Source organism: Tenacibaculum sp. XPcli2-G, from assembly GCF_024124505.1.
Classification (GTDB): Bacteria; Bacteroidota; Bacteroidia; order Flavobacteriales; family Flavobacteriaceae; genus Polaribacter; species Polaribacter mesophilus.
In genome coordinates this window covers 320310-345154 of sequence record NZ_JAMXSH010000003.1, presented here as the reverse complement: position 1 = coordinate 345154, position 24845 = coordinate 320310, and the positions used below count along the sequence as shown (strand labels likewise).

27 protein-coding genes and 2 tRNA genes are annotated in these 24845 nt (G+C 30.9%); 12 read left to right on the top strand and 17 right to left on the bottom strand.

The features are described 5' to 3' along the window. Nucleotides 1-20: 20 nt before the first annotated feature. The 8 genes from NH341_RS09350 to NH341_RS09315 all read right to left on the bottom strand — a co-directional run bounded on the left by NH341_RS09350 (nt 21) and on the right by NH341_RS09315 (nt 4744). Complete coding sequence (locus NH341_RS09350; protein ID WP_047788794.1) at nt 21-209, bottom strand: hypothetical protein; 189 nt, start codon at nt 207-209, stop codon at nt 21-23. Nucleotides 210-351: 142 nt separating this feature from the next. Then, nucleotides 352-420, bottom strand: coding sequence for a hypothetical protein (locus NH341_RS09345; RefSeq protein ID WP_253056854.1), 69 nt, complete (start codon nt 418-420; stop codon nt 352-354). Nucleotides 421-503: 83 nt separating this feature from the next. Beyond that, a complete protein-coding gene (locus NH341_RS09340) occupies nt 504-1394 on the bottom strand; it encodes a pirin family protein (RefSeq protein ID WP_253056588.1) in 891 nt (296 codons plus the stop codon). A gap of 67 nt (nt 1395-1461) precedes the next feature. Beyond that, on the bottom strand, nt 1462-2334 hold the full coding sequence (locus NH341_RS09335) for a pirin family protein (RefSeq protein WP_047788796.1): 873 nt from the start codon (nt 2332-2334) through the stop codon (nt 1462-1464). Between the two features lie 19 nt (nt 2335-2353). After that, nucleotides 2354-2698: a hypothetical protein gene (locus NH341_RS09330; RefSeq protein WP_253056586.1), complete on the bottom strand. Its 345-nt coding sequence runs from the start codon at nt 2696-2698 to the stop codon at nt 2354-2356. Between the two features lie 212 nt (nt 2699-2910). Continuing rightward, nucleotides 2911-3510 (bottom strand): Crp/Fnr family transcriptional regulator, encoded by a 600-nt coding sequence (locus tag NH341_RS09325; protein ID WP_159491083.1) that lies wholly within the window; start codon nt 3508-3510, stop codon nt 2911-2913. A gap of 47 nt (nt 3511-3557) precedes the next feature. After that, nucleotides 3558-4112, bottom strand: a complete 555-nt coding sequence (locus tag NH341_RS09320) for a DUF4251 domain-containing protein (RefSeq protein WP_253056584.1) — start codon at nt 4110-4112, stop codon at nt 3558-3560. Nucleotides 4113-4192: 80 nt separating this feature from the next. Further along, entirely contained in the window at nt 4193-4744 is a 552-nt protein-coding gene (locus tag NH341_RS09315) for a 1-acyl-sn-glycerol-3-phosphate acyltransferase (RefSeq protein WP_073184021.1), read from the bottom strand. Between the two features lie 105 nt (nt 4745-4849). On the opposite strand from NH341_RS09315, the gene rmuC reads away from it, so the two are divergent. Further along, nucleotides 4850-6229 carry a DNA recombination protein RmuC gene (gene rmuC / locus NH341_RS09310; protein WP_073184023.1) on the top strand — a complete coding sequence of 460 codons (1380 nt, stop codon included), beginning with the start codon at nt 4850-4852 and terminating at the stop codon, nt 6227-6229. A 55-nt stretch (nt 6230-6284) separates the two neighbouring features. Here rmuC and NH341_RS09305 read toward each other — a convergent pair whose 3' ends face one another. Further along, on the bottom strand, nt 6285-7058 hold the full coding sequence (locus NH341_RS09305) for a LamG domain-containing protein (protein WP_073184025.1): 774 nt from the start codon (nt 7056-7058) through the stop codon (nt 6285-6287). Between the two features lie 176 nt (nt 7059-7234). Further along, on the bottom strand, nt 7235-8509 hold the full coding sequence (gene glyA, locus NH341_RS09300; RefSeq protein ID WP_047788803.1) for a serine hydroxymethyltransferase: 1275 nt from the start codon (nt 8507-8509) through the stop codon (nt 7235-7237). Between the two features lie 171 nt (nt 8510-8680). Here glyA and fahA point away from each other — a divergent pair, with 171 nt between their 5' ends. Then, entirely contained in the window at nt 8681-9958 is a 1278-nt protein-coding gene (gene fahA, locus NH341_RS09295) for a fumarylacetoacetase (RefSeq protein WP_253056582.1), read from the top strand. A gap of 66 nt (nt 9959-10024) precedes the next feature. Here the strand turns inward: fahA and NH341_RS09290 are convergent, their stop codons facing one another. Beyond that, a complete protein-coding gene (locus NH341_RS09290) occupies nt 10025-11581 on the bottom strand; it encodes a DEAD/DEAH box helicase (RefSeq protein ID WP_253056580.1) in 1557 nt (518 codons plus the stop codon). A gap of 71 nt (nt 11582-11652) precedes the next feature. Next, nucleotides 11653-12045 (bottom strand): bacillithiol system redox-active protein YtxJ, encoded by a 393-nt coding sequence (gene ytxJ, locus NH341_RS09285; protein ID WP_047788806.1) that lies wholly within the window; start codon nt 12043-12045, stop codon nt 11653-11655. 154 nt (nt 12046-12199) lie between these two features. Between ytxJ and clpB the strand changes: the two genes are divergently transcribed. Then, nucleotides 12200-14803: an ATP-dependent chaperone ClpB gene (clpB, locus tag NH341_RS09280; protein ID WP_047788925.1), complete on the top strand. Its 2604-nt coding sequence runs from the start codon at nt 12200-12202 to the stop codon at nt 14801-14803. A 37-nt stretch (nt 14804-14840) separates the two neighbouring features. Here the strand turns inward: clpB and NH341_RS09275 are convergent, their stop codons facing one another. Together NH341_RS09275 and NH341_RS09270 are read right to left on the bottom strand one after the other, a co-directional pair. After that, nucleotides 14841-15563 carry a DUF6503 family protein gene (locus NH341_RS09275; protein ID WP_167713831.1) on the bottom strand — a complete coding sequence of 241 codons (723 nt, stop codon included), beginning with the start codon at nt 15561-15563 and terminating at the stop codon, nt 14841-14843. A 133-nt stretch (nt 15564-15696) separates the two neighbouring features. Further along, complete coding sequence (locus NH341_RS09270) at nt 15697-16332, bottom strand: OmpW family protein (protein ID WP_253056578.1); 636 nt, start codon at nt 16330-16332, stop codon at nt 15697-15699. Nucleotides 16333-16454: 122 nt separating this feature from the next. On the opposite strand from NH341_RS09270, the gene smpB reads away from it, so the two are divergent. The 5 genes from smpB (at nt 16455) to NH341_RS09245 (ending at nt 20125) form a co-directional block, all read left to right on the top strand. Further along, nucleotides 16455-16913, top strand: coding sequence for an SsrA-binding protein SmpB (smpB, locus tag NH341_RS09265; protein WP_047788809.1), 459 nt, complete (start codon nt 16455-16457; stop codon nt 16911-16913). Further along, nucleotides 16914-17810 (top strand): UbiA family prenyltransferase, encoded by an 897-nt coding sequence (locus NH341_RS09260; protein ID WP_073184031.1) that lies wholly within the window; start codon nt 16914-16916, stop codon nt 17808-17810. After that, nucleotides 17797-18378 (top strand): Maf-like protein, encoded by a 582-nt coding sequence (locus NH341_RS09255; RefSeq protein WP_159614969.1) that lies wholly within the window; start codon nt 17797-17799, stop codon nt 18376-18378. Before NH341_RS09260 ends, NH341_RS09255 begins: the two co-directional genes overlap by 14 nt. Before the next feature lie 54 nt (nt 18379-18432). After that, on the top strand, nt 18433-19383 hold the full coding sequence (locus NH341_RS09250) for a transketolase family protein (RefSeq protein WP_047788812.1): 951 nt from the start codon (nt 18433-18435) through the stop codon (nt 19381-19383). Nucleotides 19384-19495: 112 nt separating this feature from the next. Then, nucleotides 19496-20125 carry a porin family protein gene (locus NH341_RS09245; protein ID WP_159614970.1) on the top strand — a complete coding sequence of 210 codons (630 nt, stop codon included), beginning with the start codon at nt 19496-19498 and terminating at the stop codon, nt 20123-20125. A gap of 69 nt (nt 20126-20194) precedes the next feature. On the opposite strand, the gene NH341_RS09240 is transcribed toward NH341_RS09245, so the two are convergent. Then, nucleotides 20195-21091 carry an FKBP-type peptidyl-prolyl cis-trans isomerase gene (locus tag NH341_RS09240; RefSeq protein ID WP_253056576.1) on the bottom strand — a complete coding sequence of 299 codons (897 nt, stop codon included), beginning with the start codon at nt 21089-21091 and terminating at the stop codon, nt 20195-20197. A 79-nt stretch (nt 21092-21170) separates the two neighbouring features. On the opposite strand from NH341_RS09240, the gene NH341_RS09235 reads away from it, so the two are divergent. Both NH341_RS09235 and NH341_RS09230 read left to right on the top strand, forming a co-directional pair. Further along, on the top strand, nt 21171-21560 hold the full coding sequence (locus tag NH341_RS09235) for an RNA-binding S4 domain-containing protein (RefSeq protein WP_047788815.1): 390 nt from the start codon (nt 21171-21173) through the stop codon (nt 21558-21560). Between the two features lie 28 nt (nt 21561-21588). After that, complete coding sequence (locus NH341_RS09230; RefSeq protein WP_047788816.1) at nt 21589-22092, top strand: phosphoribosyltransferase domain-containing protein; 504 nt, start codon at nt 21589-21591, stop codon at nt 22090-22092. On the opposite strand, the gene NH341_RS09225 is transcribed toward NH341_RS09230, so the two are convergent. Next, a complete protein-coding gene (locus tag NH341_RS09225; protein WP_047788817.1) occupies nt 22084-22602 on the bottom strand; it encodes a shikimate kinase in 519 nt (172 codons plus the stop codon). The genes NH341_RS09230 and NH341_RS09225 overlap by 9 nt on opposite strands. A 107-nt stretch (nt 22603-22709) precedes the next feature. On the opposite strand from NH341_RS09225, the gene NH341_RS09220 reads away from it, so the two are divergent. Then, a tRNA-Lys gene (locus tag NH341_RS09220) sits at nt 22710-22782 on the top strand. A gap of 37 nt (nt 22783-22819) precedes the next feature. Next, nucleotides 22820-22902, top strand: a tRNA-Leu gene (locus tag NH341_RS09215). Nucleotides 22903-23040: 138 nt separating this feature from the next. Here NH341_RS09215 and NH341_RS09210 read toward each other — a convergent pair. After that, on the bottom strand, nt 23041-24759 hold the full coding sequence (locus tag NH341_RS09210) for a thiol-activated cytolysin family protein (protein ID WP_159614973.1): 1719 nt from the start codon (nt 24757-24759) through the stop codon (nt 23041-23043). Nucleotides 24760-24845: the final 86 nt, after the last annotated feature.

Sequence of the window (24845 nt, the reverse complement as noted above, 5' to 3'; positions counted from 1 at the left end):
TATCCTATATTAAACAATTTTTAACAAATATAGTCCATAGTGGTAGGTCTGTAACAACATACCTTTACTCCATCTTGATAAATAAAAGAACCATCTCCTCCACATTCTTTAGGAAAAGGAAAAGGTACTGCATTTCCTCCTTTAATGTTCTTTAAGGTTGTTTTTGTTAACTCTTGTGATCCTTTTACGTTTAAAATTACTTTTTTCATTATAAAGTATTTTGGGGGTTATAAATATTATTTTGTTTTCCGAAAATAACCTTTAAAAAAGAGTTTACTATAAAAAAAACCATATTTTTAGTAAGGAAAAACCATATTTTTTTTGAATTACTTTTCCATAAGAACTTCTAACTTATATAAATACGGGAGCTAATAGTCCTTTAAATGTAGTATCTTCTGGAGCTTTAATTTCTACTGCCATAATGGTAATTAGAATAGCTAAAACACCATCGTTAAATGCTTCTTAATCTACCTGTTTTCATATGTTTTTTGTTTATTACACTATTAACTCCTCCCAAAACGTCTTTGTTCTGGTAAGAGGATTCGTTCAGTCTCGTTTTGTACAGAAGGAAACTTATTATTTTTCCAGTTTTCTTTAGCTTGCTCTATCAATTCTTTATTAGAAGCCACAAAATTCCACTCTATAAAGCGTTCTTCTGGAAATGGCTCTCCTCCAAAAATATAAACAGTAGAATTTGCTGTAATTTCAAAAGAACACAAGGTACTGTCTTTTGCTACTAATAATTTTTTGGACTCATAAGTATGTCCATCACTAATAATACTTCCTTCTAGAATATACAAAGCACTCTCACCAAACAAATGTTCTCCTATAGTAACCGTTTTCGTTATTTCAGATTTAATTTCTATAAAAAACAACGGACTATACACTGGAACAGGAGATTGCTTTCCAAACGCTTTTCCTGCGATGAGCTTAAACTGTACTCCATCGTCTTCCCAACTAGGAATCTCATTCGCAGAAACATGTGCAAAAGAAGGTTCACATTGCTCCTCTTCTATCGGTAAAGCTACCCATATTTGCAAACCATGAAGCCTTTTAGTTGAATTTCTTAATCGTTCAGGAGTTCTTTCAGTATGTACTACGCCTTTTCCTGCTGTCATCCAATTTACAGCTCCTGGAGTTATTTCTATTTCGGTTTCTATACTATCACGGTGTACTATAGCTCCTTCAAACAAAAAAGTAAGAGTTGATATACCTATGTGAGGATGCATATCAACATCTAAATTATCATTTTCGGTAAGTTTTACTGGTCCCATATGGTCGATAAAAATAAAAGGACCTACCATTCGTTTTTGCCGAAATGGCAACAAGCGACCTACTAGAAAATTACCAATATTTGCTGCTCGCTCTTCAATTATTAGTTTCGTGTTAGACATTTTATATACCTAAGGGTTTAATAAAAAGAGCAACTCTAAATCAAAGAGTTGCCTTTTAAAGTTATTGTTAATCTTCTAAATAACCAAACTTTCCAGTATTGAAGTCTTGAAATGCTTCTATTAACTCTTGTTTAGTATTCATTACAAACGGACCGTGTGCCGCAATAGGTTCGTTTAAAGGCTCTCCGCTTAATACTAAAATTATAGCATCTTCTAAAGCCTCTAAAGTAAAAGTATCTCCGTCATTTTTGAATAATGCAAAGTAATCCTCTAAAATATTGTTTGATTCATTCACTTTAACACTACCTTCAACTGATAAAATAGCAGTAGTGTAGTTTTTAGGGAAGGTTAACTGTGTTTTTACTCCTTTCTTCAACTTTACATTAAACATATTAACTGGCGAAAATGTAAATGCAGGTCCTTTATTTCCTTTATACTCTCCTGCAATTACCTCTATTTCTCCTCCTCCATCTGCTAAAGGTATTTTAGCCATTTCTGCATTAGCAATTGCTTGATATTTTGGCGAACTCATTTTATCCTTAGCCGGTAAATTTACCCATAATTGTACCATTTGAAACTCTCCTCCTGTTTTACTCCATTCGGTTTCATGAAACTCTTTGTGTAAAACTCCTGAAGCCGCTGTCATCCATTGTACGTCTCCTTCACCTATAATTCCACCTCCACCTGCACTATCACCATGCTCAACACGTCCTTTATAGGCAATCGTTACGGTTTCAAAACCTCTGTGCGGATGTACTCCCACTCCTTTTGGTTTATCTGTTGGAGGAAAATTATATTTTGAATTATAATCTAACATAATAAATGGATCCATACGTTGCATCGTTGAGCTTCCTGGGATAAAATTATGAACTCTAAATCCATCTCCAACAAAATGTGGAGTTCCAGGTTTTACTATCTTTTCTATACTTCTTGTTTTCATTTTAACTTCCTTTCTTTAATTAATTTAAACTAGCGGCTAATTCCATTTCAAATGAATTATCCAAATAATTACGTTGTATTTCTGGTTTATTTTTAGACCAATACCCTTGTTTAACGCTTTCTGAAAGCGCTGTTTCATCTTTGTATTCAACAATAATTGCTTCAGGAAATAATACTGTAATAATCTTTTGCAGTTTGGTTTTTTCTATCTCTTTAGTGTCTTTAGAAATAGCTAAAACCTTATATGTTTGTTGGTGTAGTTTTTCAATGGCTGTTTCGACATCAGGAACAGTTGAAACTTGCCAATTCAAAATTTTAGGCTTTGTTTTATTTTTTGTTACAACTAATGTTTTTAAATGTCTCATAATAAATCCTTTTTTACCCATTAAATGGGATTAATTATTCGATGATTAACATCGAAATTAATTGAGTTTACTTTTTTGAAATATTAAGTGAGTTAACCTCCACTTTTATTTCATTGTAAAATTACGGCAACAAAAAAAGGTATGCATTGACCTATGGTAAGAACGAATTACGATTATCTAACAACCGTAAATCAACAATCATAACTCGTACCTTAATTATTTGGTTTGAAGTTTTCTTCAGCAAGTGATTTACGAACACGACTCAAGCTTTCTGGAGTTATTCCTAAGTAAGAAGCAATCATCCATTGCGGAACTCGTAACATAATATCTGGATACATCTTTACAAAATCTAAATAACGTCTTTTTGCTGAAGCTCCAAGTAGTTGACTAATACGTTTGTATAATTGACGAATATGTTTTTGTAACAAATGCTCATTTTTTCTTCTAAAATCAGTATTTATTTCTGATACTTTATTAATAAAGCCTTCATCTAACATTACAACGTGTGTATCTTCAACAGCATCAATATAATAAGTAGACGGTTCTTGAAAGTATACACTACCTCTATCGCTCACAATCCAATTCTCAGTAGCAAACTGTAAAATATTTTCTTTTCCCTCTTCATTTAGGGCATATAAACGTAACAAACCTTTTTCTACAAAAAAGAAATGTGAACACACATCTCCTTCTTTTAATAAAAAATCACTTTTAGAAACGTTTTTTAAAGAAATAAACGATTGTATTTGAAGGTAATCATCTTCTGATAATCCTCCTTTTTCAATAAGATACTTTTTAAAGTTAGGTAGCTCCATACATTGTTGTAATAAGCTACTAAAAATACAGTATTATATACAATATTCTACTTTTCTTCTGAAGTTTTAAGTACTTTACCTCTATATCTAATTGAGTTTTTCTGCGTACTATTTACATAGATAGTACTCGATAAGCTAGGATATACTCTAACTATAACATTATAGTTTTCAGTTGATGTATTTTTATCCTTTATTTTAAAACTAATTTTGTAACTATTCTCTTTATCTTCTGATACAACTAAATCTTCAGGAGTTCCTTCAAATTCAATTCCAATATCTGTACTTCCATAAGAACCTCCCATTTGTCGCTCTCCAAAATATGGTAAATAGGCTGCAACAGTATCTTTTTTCATTTTGAAAAAATTACTATTTCCTACTAAATTAATGTTTCCTGCGTTACTTCCTATAGGTAACAAACCTGCATTAGCTATTTGTGCCATTGCATTTGTAACCATTGGTTCAGCCCACTCTGATTCTATTTCAAAAGTTTTATTTTCTATAAGAGCGTTTAAGTTATCTATTTCTGACTGAGTTATGTTTTTAGAAGATGCACAACTAAGTAGTAAAAAAATCATACTAATAAAAAAAACAAATCTTTTCATACTTTACTGTTTTTAAACCTTCTACAAGATACTTAAATATCGTAAAACTTTCAAGAAAACAAGACTATTTAACGTTTGTTTTACTCTTTATTAGGTACAGAGAACAGATCCGGTTTTGCTCCTTTAATATCTCTATAAAAATCATAAAAATGATTCATATCAGCGTTCATATCATCTGTTAAGTAATAAGGAGGAGCTATAATAATTTGCTTATTTTCAAAATCGAAAGCAAACATTACCACAGGAATATTAGCACCTTTAGCAATATAATAAAATCCCGTTTTCCATGAGGTTACTTTAGCACGAGTTCCTTCTGGAGATAACGCTAGACGAAATTCATCATGCTGATTAAATACAGACACAATTGCATCTACTTTATTAGTGCTTTTGCTCCTATCAACAGGAGCCCCTCCTAATGCTCTAAAAATAAAACCAAAAGGGGGTTTAAATAACGAAGCCTTACCTATAAAGTTAATTTTTACGCCAATAGTGTTTCTAGCCAAAATAGCAATCGGAAAGTCTTTCCAACTGGTATGTGGAGCTCCAATAACAACGTATTTTTTTAAATTTCTTGGAAAATCTCCAACTACCTTCCAGCCTAAAACTTTGTGAAATATAAATTTAGATATCATTTACTAGGTATAAAGGTCAATGATACGGTTTTCCCTACAAAAATCAAATAATTTTAACCTATCTTGTCCTATATTTGTTCACTTAATAACCTTTTATTTATTCTAATGAATACCACTCTCTTACTTATTTTAACTGCTACTAGCACCTTACTAATTGGATTTGTTATTGGAAACTTACTCTCTAAATTGAAGTTTAAACAACAAACTTCTGACTTAGAAAAAGAGATTGTAACCCTACAAAATCATCAAGCTAATTTTGATATTCAGAAAAAAGAAAAGGAAGAGTCATTTTCTCAGCAAAAGGAAGACTTTTTAAATAGATTAAACGAAAAAACTAAAGAAAATAGTGAATTACGTCGTGAAAAAGAGTTTACTGCTCTTGAATTGGCTAGAAAAAATGAAGAGTTGAAAAATTTACAATTAAAACTTCAAGAGAATAAAGAAGAAGTAGAAAAGTTACAGGATAAGTTTACCAAAGAGTTTGAAAATTTAGCGAACAAAATTCTAGATGAGAAATCGAATAAATTTACTGAGCAGAACAAGAAAAATATTAAGGATATTTTAAATCCACTTCAAGAAAAAATCCAAACTTTTGAAAAGAAGGTTGAAGACACTCAAAAAGAAAGTATTTCAATGCATTCTGCTTTAAAAGAGCAATTGTTAGGGTTAAAAGAGTTAAATGCTCAAATGAGCAAGGAAACATTAAACTTAACTAAAGCTTTAAAAGGTGATAGCAAAACCCAAGGAAATTGGGGAGAATTAGTATTAGAACGTGTTTTAGAAAAATCTGGCTTAGAAAAAGACAGAGAATACTTTGTGCAACAATCTTTTACCAATGATGAGGGTAAACGTATCATGCCCGATGTCGTAATTCACTTACCTGATAACAAAAAAATGGTGGTTGATTCTAAAGTATCTTTAACTGCTTATGAACAGTATGTAAATAGTGAAGACGATATTGTAAAAGAGCGTTTTGCAAAAGAACATGTTAACTCATTAAAGCGACATGTTGAGCAGCTTTCAGAAAAAAAGTATGAGGATATTTATAAAATAGAGTCTCCTGATTTTGTACTACTGTTTGTACCAATAGAACCAGCTTTTGCTGTAGCTTTAAATGAAGACAATACTTTATATAATAAAGCTTTTGAAAGAAATATTGTTATTGTTACTCCAACTACTTTATTAGCTACCTTACGTACTATTGATACCATGTGGAATAATGAAAAGCAACAACGTAATGCTTTAGAGATTGCACGACAAGCAGGTGCTTTATACGATAAATTTCATGGGCTGTTAGCTGATTTGGTTAATATTGGAAAGAAAATAGACGGTACTAAAGCCGATTATGCTGCAGCTATGAATAAGTTGGTAGAGGGGCGTGGAAACTTAATTACAAGTGTAGAAAAATTAAAGAAAATGGGAGCGAAAGCTAAAAAAGCACTTCCTGAAAAAATTCTCGAACGAGCTCAAGATAATGACGAATAAAAATAGGTACTCTGGTAAGAGCACCTATTTTTTTACCTTTAATTTTTTACTGTTTTTATTGATTTTTCAAAATACCTATTTCCTGAGATGTAAGAGCTTTCTTTAATAAGATTAATTCGTCTATTGAGCCTATAAAGTTGTTAAGACCAGAAATAACACATGGTGAGTGTCCTACTTTAAACTTAGCAGTATTATCTATGCTCACAATTCCATCAGGAAGACTCCATGGAGTACTTACTTTTTCTTTTCCATTTATATAAATAGTCGTTTTTCTAGTAGAATTATCTTTCACGATAACTACATGAGTCCATTTAGTTGGGCTCACATTTTCTAAATCAGCTGTTGCAGAACCATTTAAATCTGTCATAACGTTGTCTGATCTCATTTCAACAGTTAATTCATTCGAACCTTTTTTATACGCTACTTGAATAAAGTCTCCTTTTCTACAGGCTTCTCTTTTAGATAAAATAGTAAAAGTAGCATCATGTAAGTTTGTAGGAACCTTGAACCAAAAACTCATAGAAAAGGATTCATTTTTAAAAGGAATAGCAGCAGGAAAACTAATTTCTGCTGAAGTTGTTGTGCTTTTATAAGCACTAGAGTTGTTTCCTTTTCTGTCTTGAATAGCATCAAAGTCTTTTACAATCCCATCATACGAGTTTTTGTTATCATTTGCTGAACCATTGAAAGGGTAATAAGCTATTAGATTGTTGTCTTTTAATAAATTTTCAAAAGGAGTAACTTCTTTTACAGGTAAATTTTCTTCATCTTTTGAACAAGCCCCAATAAGTAAGCTTACACACACTAAAACTGTGTAAATTTTTTTCATTTTTTTATTGTTTAAAATTAACTATATCGAATATAGTTTTACGACCTATAAAAAAACGAAATGGCTTTATGAGCAGTATAAAAAACTTTATAAAGAGTAAAAACAAAACCTGGGTTAGGTATATAAAAAAAGGTTGTCTTTCAAGACAACCTTCTTTTTATAAGGATATTGTTATATTACATAATAAACAAGCGTCTGTTATGCATTAAATCATATACCTTCTCTCCTACTGTTTCTAGTACTTCTTCGTTCTCAGCATTCATTAATGCTTCGTCTATTAAATCAACAATTACCTGCATATCTTCTTCTTTCAAACCACGTGTAGTAACTGCAGCAGTACCAACACGAATACCAGAAGTAACAAATGGTGATTCTGTATCAAAAGGAACCATATTTTTGTTTACAGTTATTTCTGCTTTTCCTAAAGCTTCTTCAGCAGCTTTACCTGTAATCTTTTTGTTACGTAAATCAATTAACATACAATGGTTGTCTGTACCTCCAGAAATAATTTCATATCCTTTCTCTACAAAAGCTTTGGCCATTGCTTGTGCGTTTTCTTTTACTTGAATTTGATATTCCAAGAACTCATCTGTTAAAGCTTCACCAAAAGCAACTGCTTTTGCTGCAATAACATGTTCTAATGGTCCACCTTGGTTTCCTGGGAATACCGCAGAGTTAATCAATGTAGACATTTTCTTTAATTTTCCTGATTTTAATTTTAATCCGAACGGATTTTCAAAATCTTTTCCAATCATAATCATTCCTCCACGAGGTCCACGTAATGTTTTATGAGTTGTTGTAGTAACTATATGACAGTGTGGTAGTGGATCAGATAAAATACCCTTTGCTATTAATCCTGCTGGATGTGAAATATCAGCCATTAAAATAGCTCCAACACTATCAGCAACTTCTCTAAACTTTTTAAAATCAATATCACGAGAATACGCTGAAGCTCCAGCAATGATTAACTTAGGTTTGTGCTCTTTTGCTTGTTGTTCTAAATGATCATAATCGATATATCCAGTTTCTTTTACCACTCCGTAGAACACAGGATTGTATAATTTTCCTGAAAAATTAACTGGTGAACCGTGTGTTAAATGACCTCCATGAGATAAGTCAAAACCTAAAATAGTATCTCCTGGTTGTAAACAAGCTGCAAAGACCGCAGTATTTGCCTGACTTCCAGAGTGTGGCTGTACATTTACATACTCAGCTCCAAATAATTCTTTAGCTCTATCAATCGCAATTTGCTCAACGATATCTACCACTTCACACCCTCCGTAATAACGTTTACCTGGGTATCCTTCAGCATATTTATTTGTTAAAACTGATCCTTGAGCTTCCATTACTTGGTCACTCACAAAATTTTCAGAAGCAATCAATTCTAAACCATTTAATTGTCGTTCTTTTTCCTCTTGAATTAAATCAAATATTTGATGATCTTTTTGCATGTTGTTTGTTTTGTTGCGTAAAGTAGCCAAATGTACTAAAATTTATGTATCCTTTTTTAAGGATTTTTAAAGAAGTTTACGCTAAAATACTTTCACATTTTTTTTACTCATCTTTTTGGGGTAAATTGAAAAAAATATGTAGGTTTGATGAAAATATAACAAAAACGATAAATGGAAATAACTGCTAATAACCCGAATAGAAAATCTTGGTTAACTGTAGCTGAAAACTCAGATTTTCCTATTCAAAATATACCTTTTGGGGTTTTTTTAACTAAAGATGATATCATAACAATTGGTACAAGAATTGGTGATTATGCGATTGATTTAGGTGCTTTACATCAATTAGGATATTTTGATGGAATTCCTTTAACAGATGATATCTTCTTACAAGACACCTTAAATGATTTTATTGCAGACGGACGTAAAACATGGCGTTTAGTTCGTAATAGGATTGCTGATATTTTTGATGTAAAAAACAGTAAGCTAAGAGATAATGCTGAGCACAAAGACAAAATAATCTTTAGAATGGATGAAGTAGAAATGCAACTTCCTGTCGCTGTAGGAGATTATACCGATTTTTATGCTAGTAAAGAACATGCAACGAATGTAGGGAGCTTATTTAGAGATCCTGAAAATGCCTTACTTCCAAACTGGTTACAAATTCCTATTGGCTATCACGGAAGAAGTTCTTCTATCGTGCCATCTGGTACTCCAATTCGTCGTCCTATAGGGCAACAGCGTCCTAATGAAGGAGAAACTACACCTAATTTTGGACCTTCTAAATTATTAGATTTTGAATTAGAAATGGCTTTTATTACTACAGTTGCTAACGACTTAGGAGATAGAATACCTATTGAAGAAGCAGAAGATTATATCTTCGGACTGGTATTGTTTAACGACTGGTCTGCTCGTGACATTCAAGCTTGGGAATATGTTCCATTAGGACCTTTCTTAGGAAAGAATTTTGCTTCAACAATTTCTCCTTGGATTGTAACCTTAGATGCACTAGAGCCTTTTAGAGTAGATAATCCTAAACAAGTATATGAACCTTTACCTTATTTAAAGAAAGAAGGAAAAGATAGTTACGATATTAATTTACAAATGGCTATTCAACCAGAAGGTAAAGAAGAAACTGTAGTGTGTAATTCTAACTTTAAATACATGTATTGGACTATGGTACAACAATTAACACATCATACAGTAAATGGGTGTCCTGTAAATGCAGGTGATATGATGGGTAGTGGTACTATTTCTGGTCCTACTCTAGATAGCTTTGGTTCAATGTTAGAATTAACTTGGAGAGGTAAGAACCCTGTTAAATTAAACGACGGTAGCGAACGTAAATTTATAAATGATAACGATACTGTTATTATGCGTGGTTATTGTAAAAATGAAAAAATTCGTATTGGTTTTGGTGAATGCTCAGGTAAAATTTTACCAGCTAAGTAAATACTTATCATTACTAATAATATAAGCATAAAAAAATCCAGTTCAAAAGAACTGGATTTTTTATTTTTATTCATCTTCAGGTGGTGGATGTCCATGAATTTGCTCATATACTTCATCAAAATTATTTCGTAAATAACTATTTAATTTTTTACGATAGTCATCTTGTAACCAATCAATGAAATTATGAGTACTCTTTGAGATACATTTTGAGTATCTAAAAATTCTGTCATCAATATCTCCTCCCAACATTTTTGCTAATATCAATGCATCAAAAACATCTTCACTATTTTCAACACAGATTTTTGCATGATGTTCTATTGATTTTTCCAGTACTCTTTTTGAAGACTCTCCTCCTTGAATAGTGTCTCTGTATACTTTTTTAACATCAAAATAAAGGTCTTCAGAATTAGCAAACTCTGCTTTAACATCTGCTGGTAACTCATATTTAAAGTCACTTTCTATTTCTTCATCAGATAATAAATTGTCTAGATAGAAATTAGGTGCCCTAAACATTTTTTGCCAATCTAAATCGGCACCCCAAGGTCCAAAACGATGGAAGTTGTTTCCTAAATCAATTACATTAAATTCTGATTTCCCAGGTAAAATACGAGAACCACGACCAATCATTTGGTAATATAATGTTAACGATTTCGTTGCTCTATTAAGAATAATTGATTGTACAGAAGGTTCATCAAACCCTGTTGTTAAGATACTTACCGAAGTAATTATAGCATTAGGTGTTTTATGAAACCATTTTAAGATAAAATCACGTTCCTTCTTAGTGTTAGTGTTATCTAAATGTGCAATTGGGTACCCAGCTCTTTTAAACGTATCATATACATGCAACGATGTATTAATACCATTGTTAAAAATTAAGGTTTTTGTTCCTTTAGCCCGTTCTTCATAAGCTTGTAAAAGCTTTGAAAGCATATCTGTATTTGTATATAAATCTTCAGATGATTTTACAGTATAATCACCATTAGCCCCTACTTCTAACGAAGTTAAACCTACATTATAAGAATAAATATTGGCTTTTGCCAAATATTCATTTTGAATTAAAGCCCCAATACTCTCCCCATCAATAAGCTCATCATAATTATCCTTCATAGGAAGCTTAATATTTGAACTTAAAGGAGTTGCAGTTACACCCAGTATAAAAGACTTATCAAAGAACTTAAATAGTTTAGTAAAAGAATTGTAATGTGCCTCATCAATAATTACTAAACCTACATCTGAAATATCTAACATATCGTCATTCAAACGATTGTTTAACGTTTCAACCATAGCTACAAAGCAATCAAACTCATTTTGATCGTCTAAACTTGCTTTACTATCTATAATTTTATTTACAACACCAAACTCTTTAAGCATTTTTGCTGTTTGTTTACACAGCTCTATTCGGTGTGTCATAATCAATACTTTCTTTTGATAATGTTTTAAGTATTGACGTGTAATTTCAGAGAAAATAACGGTCTTTCCTCCTCCTGTAGGTAGTTGATAAAGTAAATGGTAATTTTCGGGGGCATTCTCAAAACTTTTGAAAATTTTGTGCAATGCTTCTTTTTGATAATCGTATAGATTTTTTCCTTTCTTTGGTTGTGAAGTTGCTGTTTCGTTACTCAAATCTCTATTAATTTTGAAATACGCAAAAATACGAGGTATTTAAGGAAATCCCATTAAAAATGGCATCTTTTTTAGATTTTTTTCAAATCAATACGAGCAATATCGTAATGAGAAGCATGCGAAATTACTTCTCCATTTTTAACTACCAACAACTGAGGAGATTGATGTAAAACCTGAAATGTATACCCTATTTCATTAGAAACATCTCTATAGCTAAGTAAGTCAAGATAATACACTTTAAAATCTTTTAATTCCTCATCAAAACTGTTTACAAAACGTTTAATTACCATACTACTAATTCCACACCTTGTTGAGTGTTTAAAAATAGCAATTGGTTGTTTATTCGATAATTCTTTTATTTCCTTTATTTGCTCTACCGATGTTAATGGAGTCCAGTTAATAAATGACTCTTTTCCTTCTTCATTTTTGTCTTTTCTTCCAAAAATAGTGTTTAATACTCCCATTAAGTTCTTATTTTAATAACATTATTGTTCTTAATTATCATCCTACCAGTCAAAAAGTCATAAAAAATTTATTTTTAAAGACAAAATGTCTCTTGTTTTAAAAAAAAATCAATTGGTATTGAATTTGACTTTTATAGAGAAAAATAAAAACGATATGAATTTTAACAATTATACAATAAAATCACAAGAAACCATACAACAAGCGCAACAATTAGCGCAAAGTTATGGTAACAACCTTATAGAAAATGAACACATCTTCAAAGCTTTATTTTTAGTCGACGAAAATGTACTTCCTTTCATTTTAAAGAAACTCAATATAAATGTAACTGTTATACAACAAATATTAGATAAGCAATTAGAAAGTTTTTCTAAAGTTACTGGTGCTGACTTAATGCTTTCTCGTGAAGCTAATAAAACATTAAATGAAGCATCTATTATTGCTAAGAAAATGAACGATGAATATGTTTCTATTGAGCATTTAATTTTAGCTATTTTTAAATCTAAAAGTCAAATAGCACAAGTTTTAAAAGATCAAGGTGTTTCAGAAAAAAGTTTAAAAGCAGCAATTGAAGAATTACGCAAAGGAAATCGTGTGACCTCACAAAGTGCCGAAGAAACTTATAATTCTTTAAATAAATATGCTAAAAACTTAAATCAGTTAGCACAAGACGGAAAATTAGATCCTGTAATTGGTCGTGATGAAGAAATTAGACGTTTATTACAAATTTTATCACGTAGAACTAAAAACAACCCAATTCTAGTTGGGGAGCCTGGTACAGGTAAAACTGCAATAGCTGAAGGTTTAGCACACAGAATCATTCGTGGTGACGTTCCTGAAAACCTTAAAGAAAAACAAATTTTTTCTTTAGACATGGGAGCACTAATTGCTGGAGCTAAATATAAAGGTGAATTTGAAGAACGTTTAAAATCTGTAGTAAAAGAAGTAACAAAGTCTGAAGGAGACATCGTATTATTTATTGATGAAATTCACACTTTAGTAGGTGCTGGTGGTGGTCAAGGTGCAATGGATGCTGCTAATATTTTAAAACCTGCTTTAGCACGTGGAGAATTAAGAGCTATTGGAGCTACTACTCTAGATGAATATCAAAAATACTTTGAAAAAGACAAAGCTTTAGAACGTCGTTTTCAAAAAGTGATGGTAGATGAACCAGATACAGAAAGTGCTATTTCTATTTTACGTGGTATTAAAGATAAATATGAAACACACCATAAGGTTCGAATAAAAGACGAAGCCATTATTGGAGCCGTAGAATTATCCCAACGTTATATTACCAATCGTTTTTTACCAGATAAAGCGATTGACTTAATGGATGAAGCTGCTTCTAAATTACGTATGGAAATCAATTCTAAACCAGAAGAATTAGATGTACTAGATCGTAAAATAATGCAGTTAGAAATTGAAATTGAAGCCATTAAACGTGAAAACGATGAAACTAAGTTAAAATCTTTAAATGCCGATTTAGCTAATTTAAAGGAAGAGCGTAATGAAATCAATGCCAAGTGGCAATCTGAAAAAAGTGTTGTAGATACTATTCAGAACTTAAAAACTGATATAGAAAACTATAAACACGAAGCTGAAAAAGCTGAGCGCAATGGTGATTATGGTAAAGTAGCTGAATTACGTTATGGTAAAATTAAAGAAGCACAAGAAGAGCTAGATAAACAACAAGATATTTTAGCAAATCAACAAGGAAACTCTTTAATTAAAGAAGAAGTAACCTATGATGATATTGCTGAAGTTGTAGCTAAATGGACCGGAGTTCCTGTTACTAAAATGTTACAATCTGAGCGTGAGAAGTTGTTAAAACTAGAAGATGAACTACATAAACGTGTTGTTGGTCAAGAAGAAGCTATTGAAGCAGTTTCTGATGCTGTACGCCGTTCTAGGTCAGGATTACAGAACCCTGACAAACCTATTGGTTCTTTCTTGTTCCTGGGAACAACTGGAGTCGGTAAAACTGAGTTAGCCAAAGCTCTTGCTGAATATTTATTTGATGATGAAAATGCCATGACACGTATTGATATGAGTGAATATCAAGAACGACATTCAGTAAGCAGATTGGTTGGTGCACCTCCTGGGTATGTTGGATATGATGAAGGCGGACAACTAACTGAAGCTGTTAGAAGAAAACCGTATTCAGTTGTATTATTAGATGAGATTGAAAAAGCACATCCTGATACTTTTAATATTTTATTACAAGTACTAGATGAAGGTAGGTTAACGGATAATAAAGGACGTATTGCTGATTTTAAAAATACCATAATTATTATGACCTCCAATATGGGCAGCCACATTATTCAAGAGAAATTTGATAATATGAAGGGAGACATTGATACTACTATAGATTTAGCTAAAACAGAAGTTTTAGGTTTATTAAAACAATCTGTAAGACCTGAATTTTTGAATAGAATTGACGATATTATCATGTTCACTCCATTATCAGAGAATAATATTAAAGAAATTGTAAAACTACAATTGAATAATGTTAAAAAGATGATTGCGCAACAAAACATTATTTTTGACGCTACAGATGAGGCTATCAATTACTTAGCTACAAAGGGATACCAACCAGAGTTTGGCGCGCGTCCTGTAAAACGTGTTATTCAAAAAGAAGTTTTAAATCAGTTATCTAAAGAAATTTTATCTGGACAAGTAACTACTGATAGTATTATTTTACTAGATGCTTTTGATGATGAGCTGGTATTTAGAAATCAATCGGATTTAGTTAATAACTAATTTTAAATAAAAAAAGGGAGTTAAAAACTCCCTTTTTTTAATTTACTACAATATTATTTAGTACGATTTCAGAAACTTTTTTTAGTTTACCTTCTTCATAAAGTTTATCAATGATATAAAAGTCAATACCATCTTCTAAAGGTTTATAGTTGTTATAATCAACAAAACGAATTCCGTTTATTATTTTTTCCTCTTTTATATCTCTAAAGCGTACTCCTCCTCCATTTGTATGATATTTATACGCTAAATAATCTAGTTGAAAATTATCTTTAGCAAACCAATATATAAATACATCATCAAAATCATCTCCTCCTCCTTCTTCTGTAAATGTTATTCTAATTTTATAATACTCTTTTCCTTTAACTTTAACTGATTCTAATAGCTTTTTTTGAACAGCTTTATCATTCAATCCAAAAGGTAAAACTGAAAAATAGTGAACTGAGTTTACAGAGTTTCTATAACGATTTTCATCTTTTTCCGTTAGCTCAACTAAGCTATCATTTACAAAACGCTCAAAATTGTCATTTGACAACACATCTTTTATTCTTACCGAGTCATTTTTTATAGTTCTAACTAATTTAAAAGCACCGTTATTTCTGACTGCTTTATAATTATTTTTTCTGAAATCAAAGGAAATTGTAGCATCTCCAATTTCGTTCAACCTAGAGTATGCTATTGACTTATCAATTATTTCTTGGGCAGTAAATTTTGGTTTACAAGAAACTATTGATAAAAATAATAAAATGTATAAATATCTCATAAAATGTTGTTTATTTTAGTCATTATAATCATAAACAAATTTACAAGTATTCATTAATTTTACTTGTTAAGTTTAACATAAAAAAAAGAGCTACAATTAAGTAGCTCTATAAAAGGAATTAAAATTTATTGGTTTAAAACCTCATACCTACTCCAAAACCAATAAGTAACGGGTTTATATCTACTTCTGCTGGTACTGTCGCTACACCTGCATTTACAGAAACATCTGTACTTAGTCCTATATATTTTGCATCTACGTTTAAAAACCAAGTATCGTCTAAATCGTAATCAAAACCTAACTGAAGTGCATACCCAAAACTATTTTCATAATCTACATCAACCACAGCTCCTGGATTAGTATCGTAAAAAACAGTATAGTTAACACCTGCCCCAACATAAGGTTTAAAATCACTTATATTAAAATGGTATTGTAGCGTTAATGTTGGAGGTAATAACCAAACATCACCTAAATTAACATTTCCCAAGGCTGTGTTTACTGCTTTTACATCGTGATTAGTTGTTCCTAAAATTAATTCAGCTGCTATATTTTGAGTAAAATAGTAAGTAAAGTCTAATTCTGGAATAAAATTTTTACCTATTTCAACATCTCCTCCAATAGTACCAATTGTTGCAGATTCATTTGGTAAAACACTTACCCATCTAAAACGAGCTTGCCATTTTTTAAAATCATTTGTCTTAGCATTTTCTTGAGCATTTACATTACTAAAAAACAATGTTCCTAATACAATACTTAATATAATTTTTTTCATGATTATAAGTTTTAATTTTGAGCAAAATTACACTCCACACTTCCCTAAAAACATGACTTAAATCATAGCTTAATAATTTTATTTAACAACTTAAAATTATAGTTATATTTGTGTTTTATTTTATGCAAAAAAAAATTAACATACAGAATAAAAAGGCTCGTTTTGAATACGAGATACTTGATAAATACACAGCAGGAATTCAGCTCACAGGTACTGAAATAAAATCAATACGACAAAGCAAAGCTCGAATTACTGAGAGCTTTTGCGAGTTTAACGATAAAGGAGAGCTTTTTGTTGTAAATATGTACATCGAAGAGTATGCCTTTGGGCATCATTACAACCATAATCCCAAAAGTGAGCGCCGTTTACTACTTAATAAACGTGAATTAAAAAAACTTGAAAAGGAAGTTGAAGCTAAAGGTAATACAATTGTTCCTTTGCGTTTATTCATTAACGAAAGTGGTTGGGCTAAATTAGATATTGCTCTAGCTAAAGGAAAGAAAACCCATGATAAAAGACAAAATATTAAAGATCGTGATAATAAACGTGATTTAGCCAGAATAAAAAAGGCTTTTAACTAAATGAATGATACTTTCTTAAATATCATACAATGGAAAAAAATTATATATTTTATTTTTATTTTATTTCTATTTAAGTATTCTTTTTTATATGGTTATGGTTTTGAAACAACTCTCTCTTTTTTTGATCTTGGTTTACTATCTATTTCAAGTGCTTTCTTATTAGCTTCTGGTTACTTAACTAGCTTTTTTTTTAGAAACAAACAAAAAAAAACCAGACTCCCTTTAAATAAGATAAAAAAAGTATCTATTTTATTAATGATATTTGGAATTTTAGTAGGCTTAATTGTATCACTAAAGGTAAATAAAATATGGTATGGTCTTATTTTTATAATTTGTCCAATAGTTGTACACCTATATTCAAAAAACAATATCCAGAAAACCTTTTTTAGTAACATTGTTACTTCTTTTTTAAAACCTTTTGCCTTACTTATGCTTTGGTGGTTTGATTTCCCATTAAACTTATCTATAGAACAATGGGAATTATTTTATAACCTCCAGTTGATAACCATAGGTTACGTAATTATTTCTTTTCTTAGCAATATGGTCATAGAAATAATTATTGATATTATTAACGTAAACCATGACAATATAAATAAACAAAATACCCTACCTGTTTTACTTGGTAGAAAAAGGGCTAAAGATATTGCCTTGATGCTTTCGTTTATAGCTTGTTTATTTGTGTTTTCTGTTGCTGTTGCCTTTTTAAAAAATAAATTTATTTTTTCAACTATTATGCTGCTAGGAATACTCCCTGAACTATATTTTATATATAAACTAATGTTAGCTTCAGAAAGCAAAGACTATAATAATTTATTAAAAATAAGCTATATAAGTTTTTTTCTTGCTCTTTTAAGTGTTCCTACTATATCTTATTATATTAAATATGTTATCAACTAAATTATCACAGTATTCTATTATTCTTGCCTCAAGCTCTCCGAGAAGACAAGAACTTATTAAAAGCTTAAATATTCCTTTTACTGTTAAAATCAAAGATATAGAAGAAATTTATCCTGAGGAATTGCAGCAAACAGAAATAACTGACTTTTTGGCTGATTTAAAAGCTATTCCTTTTAAAAAAGATTTAAAAGAAAATGAGTTATTAATAACATCAGACACCATTGTATGGATAAATAATGAAGCCTTAGGAAAACCTAAAAATTACAATGAGGCGTTCCAAATGCTTAAAAAACTATCTAACACTACACATAAAGTTATTACCTCTATATGTATTACTAACAAATCATTTCAAAAAACTGTAAATGACACCACTATAGTCAGTTTTAAAGAACTTTTAGACGATGAAATTGATTACTATATAAAAACGTACCAACCGTTTGATAAAGCGGGAGCCTATGGTATTCAAGAATGGATTGGTAAAATAGGAATAACAAAAATTGAAGGAAGTTATTTTAATGTTATGGGGTTTCCTGTTCATAAACTTTACAAAGAATTATCAAAATTGTAGCTTTACATCTATATAAAAGATTATTTTTGATGCGTATTTACACAACACAAACTGATGAAAAAATATACTTATACTGAAAAAAAAGATACCCGTTCTGGGTTTGGTGATGGTTTAACAGAATTAGGACAGAGAAACCCTAATGTTGTAGCTTTATGTGCTGATTTAACAGGTTCATTAAAAATGAATGAATTTGCTGAAAATCACCCTGAGCGTTTTTATCAAGTAGGAATTGCCGAGGCTAATATGATTGGAATTGCTGCTGGATTAACTATTGGAGGAAAAATTCCTTTTACAGGTACATTCGCAAACTTTTCAACTGGTAGAGTTTATGATCAAATTCGTCAATCAGTTGCTTATTCTGATAAAAATGTAAAAATTTGTGCTTCTCACGCTGGGTTAACTTTAGGTGAAGACGGAGCGACACACCAAATTTTAGAAGACATTGGATTAATGAAAATGTTACCAGGTATGACTGTTATAAATACTTGTGATTACAGCCAAACTAAAGCTGCGACTTTAGCTATTGCAGAACATGAGGGACCTGTGTATTTACGTTTTGGGCGTCCAAAAGTACCAGTATTTATGACCGATCAACCTTTTGAAATAGGAAAAGCAATTCAACTTACTGAAGGTAATGATGTTACTATTGTTGCTACAGGTCACTTAGTGTGGGAAGCTTTACAAGCTGCTGAACAATTAGAAGTTAAAGGTATTTCTGCTGAAGTAATAAACATTCATACTATTAAGCCATTAGATGAAGAAGCTATCTTAAAATCTGTTGCTAAAACAGGCTGTATAGTTACTGCTGAAGAGCATAACAAATATGGAGGCTTAGGAGAAAGTGTAGCACGTTGTTTAGCTACCAACGCCCCTACTCCACAAGAGTTTGTTGCTGTAAACGATAGTTTTGGTGAATCTGCTACTCCAGATCAGTTAATGAAAAAATATGGTTTAAATGACGAAGCTATAGTAAAAGCAGTTGAAAAAGTTATTTCTAGAAAATAAAAAACATAAACAACTAAACAATAAATACATCACTTTTAAGGTTTAAAGTGATGTATTTTTTTATATAAAAGTAAATATTTAACTCAATTATAATAGTGTAAATTAAAAACAAATGAAAAAAGCAATTTTTATCTTATGTCTTCTAATTGGAGGCTCACAGTTAGCACAAAGCCAAATACAAGGAGGTATTAAAGGAGGTATTAACTACAATTCTGACTCTTTTTCTGATGTAAAAAATGATGTCTTTGATGGGGCCAAAAGTAAAACAGGTTTTCATGCTGGTGCTTGGTTACGTATAAAATTACCAGCTACTGGTTTATATATTAGACCTGAATTGGTATATACACAATTGAATAATAATGTTGTTTATTATCCAGAAGGAAAATCAAACAACTCAACAAATAACCAGAATGTCTCTTATGAAATTCAAAAAATAGATATTCCTGTTTTATTAGGTTTAAACTTTTTAAAAGTAGGACATGTTTTTGCTGGACCATCTTTTCAATATATTTTAGACTCTGATTTTAACTTTAAAGATCTTAAACAAGTAAATTCTGACGGTTTTTCAGTTGGTTTACAGTTAGGAGCTGGTGTTGAACTTGGTAAGTTGGGATTAGATGTACGTTGGGAAAGAGCTTTGTCTGATACTGAGTCTAAATTTGTAGATAATAATATTAGTGAAAATGTAAATTTTGATACTCGTATAAACCAAATTATTATAGGTTTATCATATAGGTTCTAACTTTTAAATTTTAAACATAAAAAAAACCGAAGTCTAAGACTTCGGTTTTTTTTATTTTACTTTTTTACCTTAAAAAATATCCCTGTTTAGATAATCTGGTATCGTAAGCTTATTTGGATCACTAAAATCGTTAGCTGGGTTTCCATCTCCATTTTTATCCTCGTCTTTTGATAAAACTCCATCTCCATCATCATCTGTATCTAAGTAATTAGGAATATTATCTCCATCAGTATCATCATTTCTAGGGTTTCCATCTCCATCTAAATCTTCTAATATAGAAGGTACTCCATCTCTATCATGATCTGTATCTTCTACAAAGTCGAATAAATCAATATAAAAGATTAACTGAGAATTGGCAGGTATTCCTCCATTTACCGAATTTCTATAAGCTAAGCCTGAAGGAACAATCAAAATTCCTTTTCCAAATTTATCATAAGAAATAGGCTCTCCTTGGCTAGATGTGTTAATGCCTGCTTTAAAGTTTGGAATTCCTAAAGTCCACCCTCTAATAGGCGTAGGAGCATCGAACTGACTTCCTGATAATGTCAAATTCCACCAAATTGGAGTAGTTCCTGTTTGACTTAACTCTAGTTGATCTACTTTAGTTGTATACCATACTTGATAGTTAGTTAGAACAGAGTCTAACTCTGTAGGGTTACCTTTCGGAGATTGTCCTTCTTCTATGACTAAATGATATAAATCATATTCAATATTGTTTTCTGTATGTGTCTTTTTTATTAACCTACTATCTTCTGACAATGGTGTTTTACCAGCAATTATAGGTTTTATAGAATCTATTGTATCATCAAAATAATAATTCTTTAAAAATTTTGCTATCGAATCTTTATCTTTCAAAGCTTGAGCTTCATGGTCAAAATTGTCAACTAAAGAGTTGCTATCACTTCCACAAGCATACAAAAGAGTACCTATAATGGCTGTATAAAATACATGTTTAAATTTTATCATTTAATTCTGAAATTTTAACGCGCAATTTACCATTTTTATACCTTTGTAAAAAATGAAACGATAAAAATTAACTTTTTATATGAGAATTGACAAATATTTGTGGTGTATTCGCTTGTTTAAAACCCGTAGTATTGCCACAGATGCTTGTAAAAAAGGGCATGTTAAAATAGAAGGCACTAACCTAAAGCCATCAAAAGAAATATTTGGTAACGAAGAAATAACTATTCGAAAAAATCAAATTAATTACAAAATAAAGGTGTTAGATATTCCACCCAATCGAGTTGGAGCTAAATTGGTTGATTTATATAGAAAAGACATAACCCCTAAAGAAGAGTTTGAAAAAACTGAGTTATTAAAATACGCTAAAGATTATTATCGTAAAAAAGGAACAGGGCGCCCTACCAAAAAAGATCGTCGTGATATTGATGATTATTATGAAGATTCTAATAAAAATGATGTTAATTTGTAAACCAAAACTAAGTTAAAGTTAACTAACTATGACAGCCGTAAATAATATCATTTTAAATAATACTCAAGTTGAACAAAAAATTCGTCGAATTGCTTTTCAAATTTACGAAAGCAATAGCGACGAAAAAGAAATTATTATAGCTGGTATTGCTGATAATGGATATTTTTTAGCAGAAAAAATTTCGACTATTTTAAGTGACATCTCTCCTTTATCAATAACTTTATGCAAAGTTTCTATCGATAAAAAAAATCCTATCAGTCCAATTACTACTTCTATTAAGAGTGAAGAATATCAAAATAAAGCATTAGTTTTAGTAGATGATGTTTTAAATTCAGGAACAACTTTAATATATGGTGTAAAGCATTTTTTAGAAGTTCCTTTAAAAAGATTTAAAACAGCTGTATTAGTTAATAGAAATCATAAAAAGTATCCTGTAAAAGCTGATTTTAAAGGAATTTCTTTATCAACTTCTATTAAAGAACATGTAGTTGTAGAGTTTAAGGTTAATGAAACAATTGCTTACTTAACTTAGTAATTTTTCTAACTCCTCTACTGTTTCATGTATGCTTTTATTATCAACTATTAATTTATATGTTGCTTTATTATAAAAGTAGCTTCTTTCAAACAAGTGCTTAGCAACAAACTCTGACAACTCGTCTTTGTTTAGGCGAGCTACCAGTGGGCGTTTACTTTTTTCGTTCGTTAGCCTATCTACAATGGTAGTGATATTTGTTTTTAAATATACAGATTTCACATCATTAACACTTAATAATACATCCATATTCCCTGCATAACAAGGAGTACCGCCTCCTAAAGATAAAATAAATTTGTTTTGTTTCTCTAAAAGTTCTTTTAGGTATACGTGTTCTTGTTTCCTAAAATAGATTTCTCCATTATTTTCAAAAATCTCAGAAACTGTTTTACCTTCCTTTTCCTCTATATATTCATCTAAATCTATAAACGGAATTTGCATTTTTTCGGCTAAAACTCGTCCAACAGTCGATTTTCCGCTCGCCATATACCCTAATAATACAATTTTCATAATCTAGTAATTAAGCAGTTACAAATATGAGTAAAAAATATTACAAAAAAGCTTTTTTGATTCAAAGAACAGTTGTATATTTGCAACCGCTTTCACAAAGAAGCAATGACCGGGTAGCTCAGTTGGTAGAGCATCTCCCTTTTAAGGAGAGGGTCCTGGGTTCGAGCCCCAGCCCGGTCACAAAAAGTTAAGCACATGCTTAACTTTTTTAGTTTATGCACGTATGGCGGAATTGGTAGACGCGCAGGCTTGAGGGGCTTGTTTCCAACGGAAGTGCAGGTTCGACTCCTGTTACGTGCACAATAAAAAAAGCACTATACATTTTGTATAGTGCTTTTTTTATTTTTTCTGTAGAATTTAAAACATCATAAAAACCGAATACAAATTAAAACAAGGAGACTAATCAGCCTCCTTGCACTTAAATCATAGATAAATTATTTAATTTAATATATATGTGTTATAGTCTAAATAACAAGTATCATCTTGAACTATGGTTCTTACACCGTTCCATGTTTGATTATGAAAACCATCTCCTACTGTATAATTATCTACATACGGATTGTGTCTTGTATAATCCTCCCATTTCTTTGAACTAAGATTATATTCATACTCATTATAAGCCTTTACTCCATCTCTATAAACATAACATCCAGAGTCACATTCACCTACTACAGAAACTATTCTAAAGCGCTCACCTGCTTTAGCTTTTACCATAAAGTCAATTACTTTTCCATCGGCTACACTTCTTTTTTGTCCAAATTTATAATAGTCTAAACCTACATGTTCTTCAATTCCGTATCCCCAGTAAATTTTCTTTCCTGCTAAATACCAAGATCCTAATTCTTGATCATATTTTTCTACATAAAACCTACCAAAAAGCTCAGCTCCACTAGTTCCATGATCACTTCCATATAATGCTACATTAGTTGGATCTACTCTTATTTTATCATAATACACTAAATCACATTCTTTGATAGTATACTCTAAATTTGAACTTACTTTGAAAGGTCTATTATCATATGTATAATTCACTTTATATGAGATAGGATATCCTGGATTATCAACTGACACCTCTGCTCCTTCTTTTAAAAAATCAACAACTCTATCTAAATTATTAGCCATAGCAGCTAAAGATGATGCTATTCCTGAAGTTGCATTTCCTCCTAACTGCTTTACTTTAACAGTCGATTCACTGAAAATAGATTTATATCTTGCTTCTATTTCTGCATTCACTTTTGTTCCTACTGCTTTATATGCAAAGTTCAATGCTGCTTCTACTTCCTTAGCACTACTACTAGATTCATAAATTAACGTATATAGTTTACCATAAGTTACTGACTCTATATACGAAGACGGATTTTGTTGATCTTCACTTACCTCTAAATAATCAGTAACATAAGGTTTTAACCTATCTGGAGAAACATTACTGTTAAACCAACCATTCTTTCCAATAATTCCTTCTTTAGGAGACACTGAAGCCGTGAAAAAACGTTGCTTTAAAGTAACTGCATATCTTGTTTTTTGGCTAGAAAAGTCAAGCCCAAAACTACCAGATACTTTTACGCTTGGTCCAGAGTACCCTGCATTTAAAGAAAGTTGAAATTGTTTTTCATCATGAATTCTTTGAATACTAATATCAAAGCTAGCAGGAAAATTAGCTTCACTTTTATAGTATGCATTTAAAATAGAATTCAAATTGTCTTGTACTTTTCCTGGTGTTGGCGCTTCAATTATTCTTGAAGTAGAAGCAGATGTTCCCGATAACACGTTAACTCTTACCTCTACTGGATTCCTGTCTTCTCCTGAAATAGGTATAGATACTGGAGCTCCTTCTTGTATAGATCTTGCTGCTACTAAATTACCTGGCCATAATAAAGAACTATTAGCATCTAAAATAAAGAAGTCTGAATCTGTTTGAGTAAACGATATTTCTTTATCAACACAGTTTTCTTCCATAGCCACTCTTTCGGCTTTGGATGACTTATTATCATGTAGTTCTTTAATATTTAAATTATGAATACCATCAGGAATATCTGACGTTATAAATTGAGCTATTTGCTCTGTGCTAGAGTTTATTTCTGAGTTATGTAATAAATCTTCTTTTTGACATGAAATAATTGAAAAAAGGGTTAATCCAAGTATTTTTAGATTTTTCATTTATTTATTTTTTAAATTTAACATTGTACTAATTAAGACCTCGAGGAGTTATTAAACATCTTTAAATATGTTTTCCCTACTTTTTT

What these genes read in the sequence shown, in the direction of transcription:
- NH341_RS09260 (WP_073184031.1), top strand. Translation starts at nt 16,914, where the DNA reads ATGAATGATACTTTCTTAAATATCATACAATGGAAAAAAATTATATAT.
- NH341_RS09340 (WP_253056588.1), bottom strand. Translation starts at nt 1,394, where the DNA reads ATGTCTAACACGAAACTAATAATTGAAGAGCGAGCAGCAAATATTGGT.
- NH341_RS09235 (WP_047788815.1), top strand. Translation starts at nt 21,171, where the DNA reads ATGAGAATTGACAAATATTTGTGGTGTATTCGCTTGTTTAAAACCCGT.
- clpB (WP_047788925.1), top strand. Translation starts at nt 12,200, where the DNA reads ATGAATTTTAACAATTATACAATAAAATCACAAGAAACCATACAACAA.
- NH341_RS09210 (WP_159614973.1), bottom strand. Translation starts at nt 24,759, where the DNA reads ATGAAAAATCTAAAAATACTTGGATTAACCCTTTTTTCAATTATTTCA.
- NH341_RS09275 (WP_167713831.1), bottom strand. Translation starts at nt 15,563, where the DNA reads ATGAGATATTTATACATTTTATTATTTTTATCAATAGTTTCTTGTAAA.
- NH341_RS09305 (WP_073184025.1), bottom strand. Translation starts at nt 7,058, where the DNA reads ATGAAAAAAATTTACACAGTTTTAGTGTGTGTAAGCTTACTTATTGGG.
- rmuC (WP_073184023.1), top strand. Translation starts at nt 4,850, where the DNA reads ATGAATACCACTCTCTTACTTATTTTAACTGCTACTAGCACCTTACTA.
- ytxJ (WP_047788806.1), bottom strand. Translation starts at nt 12,045, where the DNA reads ATGGGAGTATTAAACACTATTTTTGGAAGAAAAGACAAAAATGAAGAA.
- NH341_RS09325 (WP_159491083.1), bottom strand. Translation starts at nt 3,510, where the DNA reads ATGGAGCTACCTAACTTTAAAAAGTATCTTATTGAAAAAGGAGGATTA.
- NH341_RS09350 (WP_047788794.1), bottom strand. Translation starts at nt 209, where the DNA reads ATGAAAAAAGTAATTTTAAACGTAAAAGGATCACAAGAGTTAACAAAA.
- NH341_RS09255 (WP_159614969.1), top strand. Translation starts at nt 17,797, where the DNA reads ATGTTATCAACTAAATTATCACAGTATTCTATTATTCTTGCCTCAAGC.
- NH341_RS09315 (WP_073184021.1), bottom strand. Translation starts at nt 4,744, where the DNA reads ATGATATCTAAATTTATATTTCACAAAGTTTTAGGCTGGAAGGTAGTT.
- NH341_RS09320 (WP_253056584.1), bottom strand. Translation starts at nt 4,112, where the DNA reads ATGAAAAGATTTGTTTTTTTTATTAGTATGATTTTTTTACTACTTAGT.
- glyA (WP_047788803.1), bottom strand. Translation starts at nt 8,509, where the DNA reads ATGCAAAAAGATCATCAAATATTTGATTTAATTCAAGAGGAAAAAGAA.
- NH341_RS09250 (WP_047788812.1), top strand. Translation starts at nt 18,433, where the DNA reads ATGAAAAAATATACTTATACTGAAAAAAAAGATACCCGTTCTGGGTTT.
- fahA (WP_253056582.1), top strand. Translation starts at nt 8,681, where the DNA reads ATGGAAATAACTGCTAATAACCCGAATAGAAAATCTTGGTTAACTGTA.
- NH341_RS09240 (WP_253056576.1), bottom strand. Translation starts at nt 21,091, where the DNA reads ATGATAAAATTTAAACATGTATTTTATACAGCCATTATAGGTACTCTT.
- NH341_RS09335 (WP_047788796.1), bottom strand. Translation starts at nt 2,334, where the DNA reads ATGAAAACAAGAAGTATAGAAAAGATAGTAAAACCTGGAACTCCACAT.
- NH341_RS09330 (WP_253056586.1), bottom strand. Translation starts at nt 2,698, where the DNA reads ATGAGACATTTAAAAACATTAGTTGTAACAAAAAATAAAACAAAGCCT.
- smpB (WP_047788809.1), top strand. Translation starts at nt 16,455, where the DNA reads ATGCAAAAAAAAATTAACATACAGAATAAAAAGGCTCGTTTTGAATAC.
- NH341_RS09230 (WP_047788816.1), top strand. Translation starts at nt 21,589, where the DNA reads ATGACAGCCGTAAATAATATCATTTTAAATAATACTCAAGTTGAACAA.
- NH341_RS09225 (WP_047788817.1), bottom strand. Translation starts at nt 22,602, where the DNA reads ATGAAAATTGTATTATTAGGGTATATGGCGAGCGGAAAATCGACTGTT.
- NH341_RS09270 (WP_253056578.1), bottom strand. Translation starts at nt 16,332, where the DNA reads ATGAAAAAAATTATATTAAGTATTGTATTAGGAACATTGTTTTTTAGT.
- NH341_RS09245 (WP_159614970.1), top strand. Translation starts at nt 19,496, where the DNA reads ATGAAAAAAGCAATTTTTATCTTATGTCTTCTAATTGGAGGCTCACAG.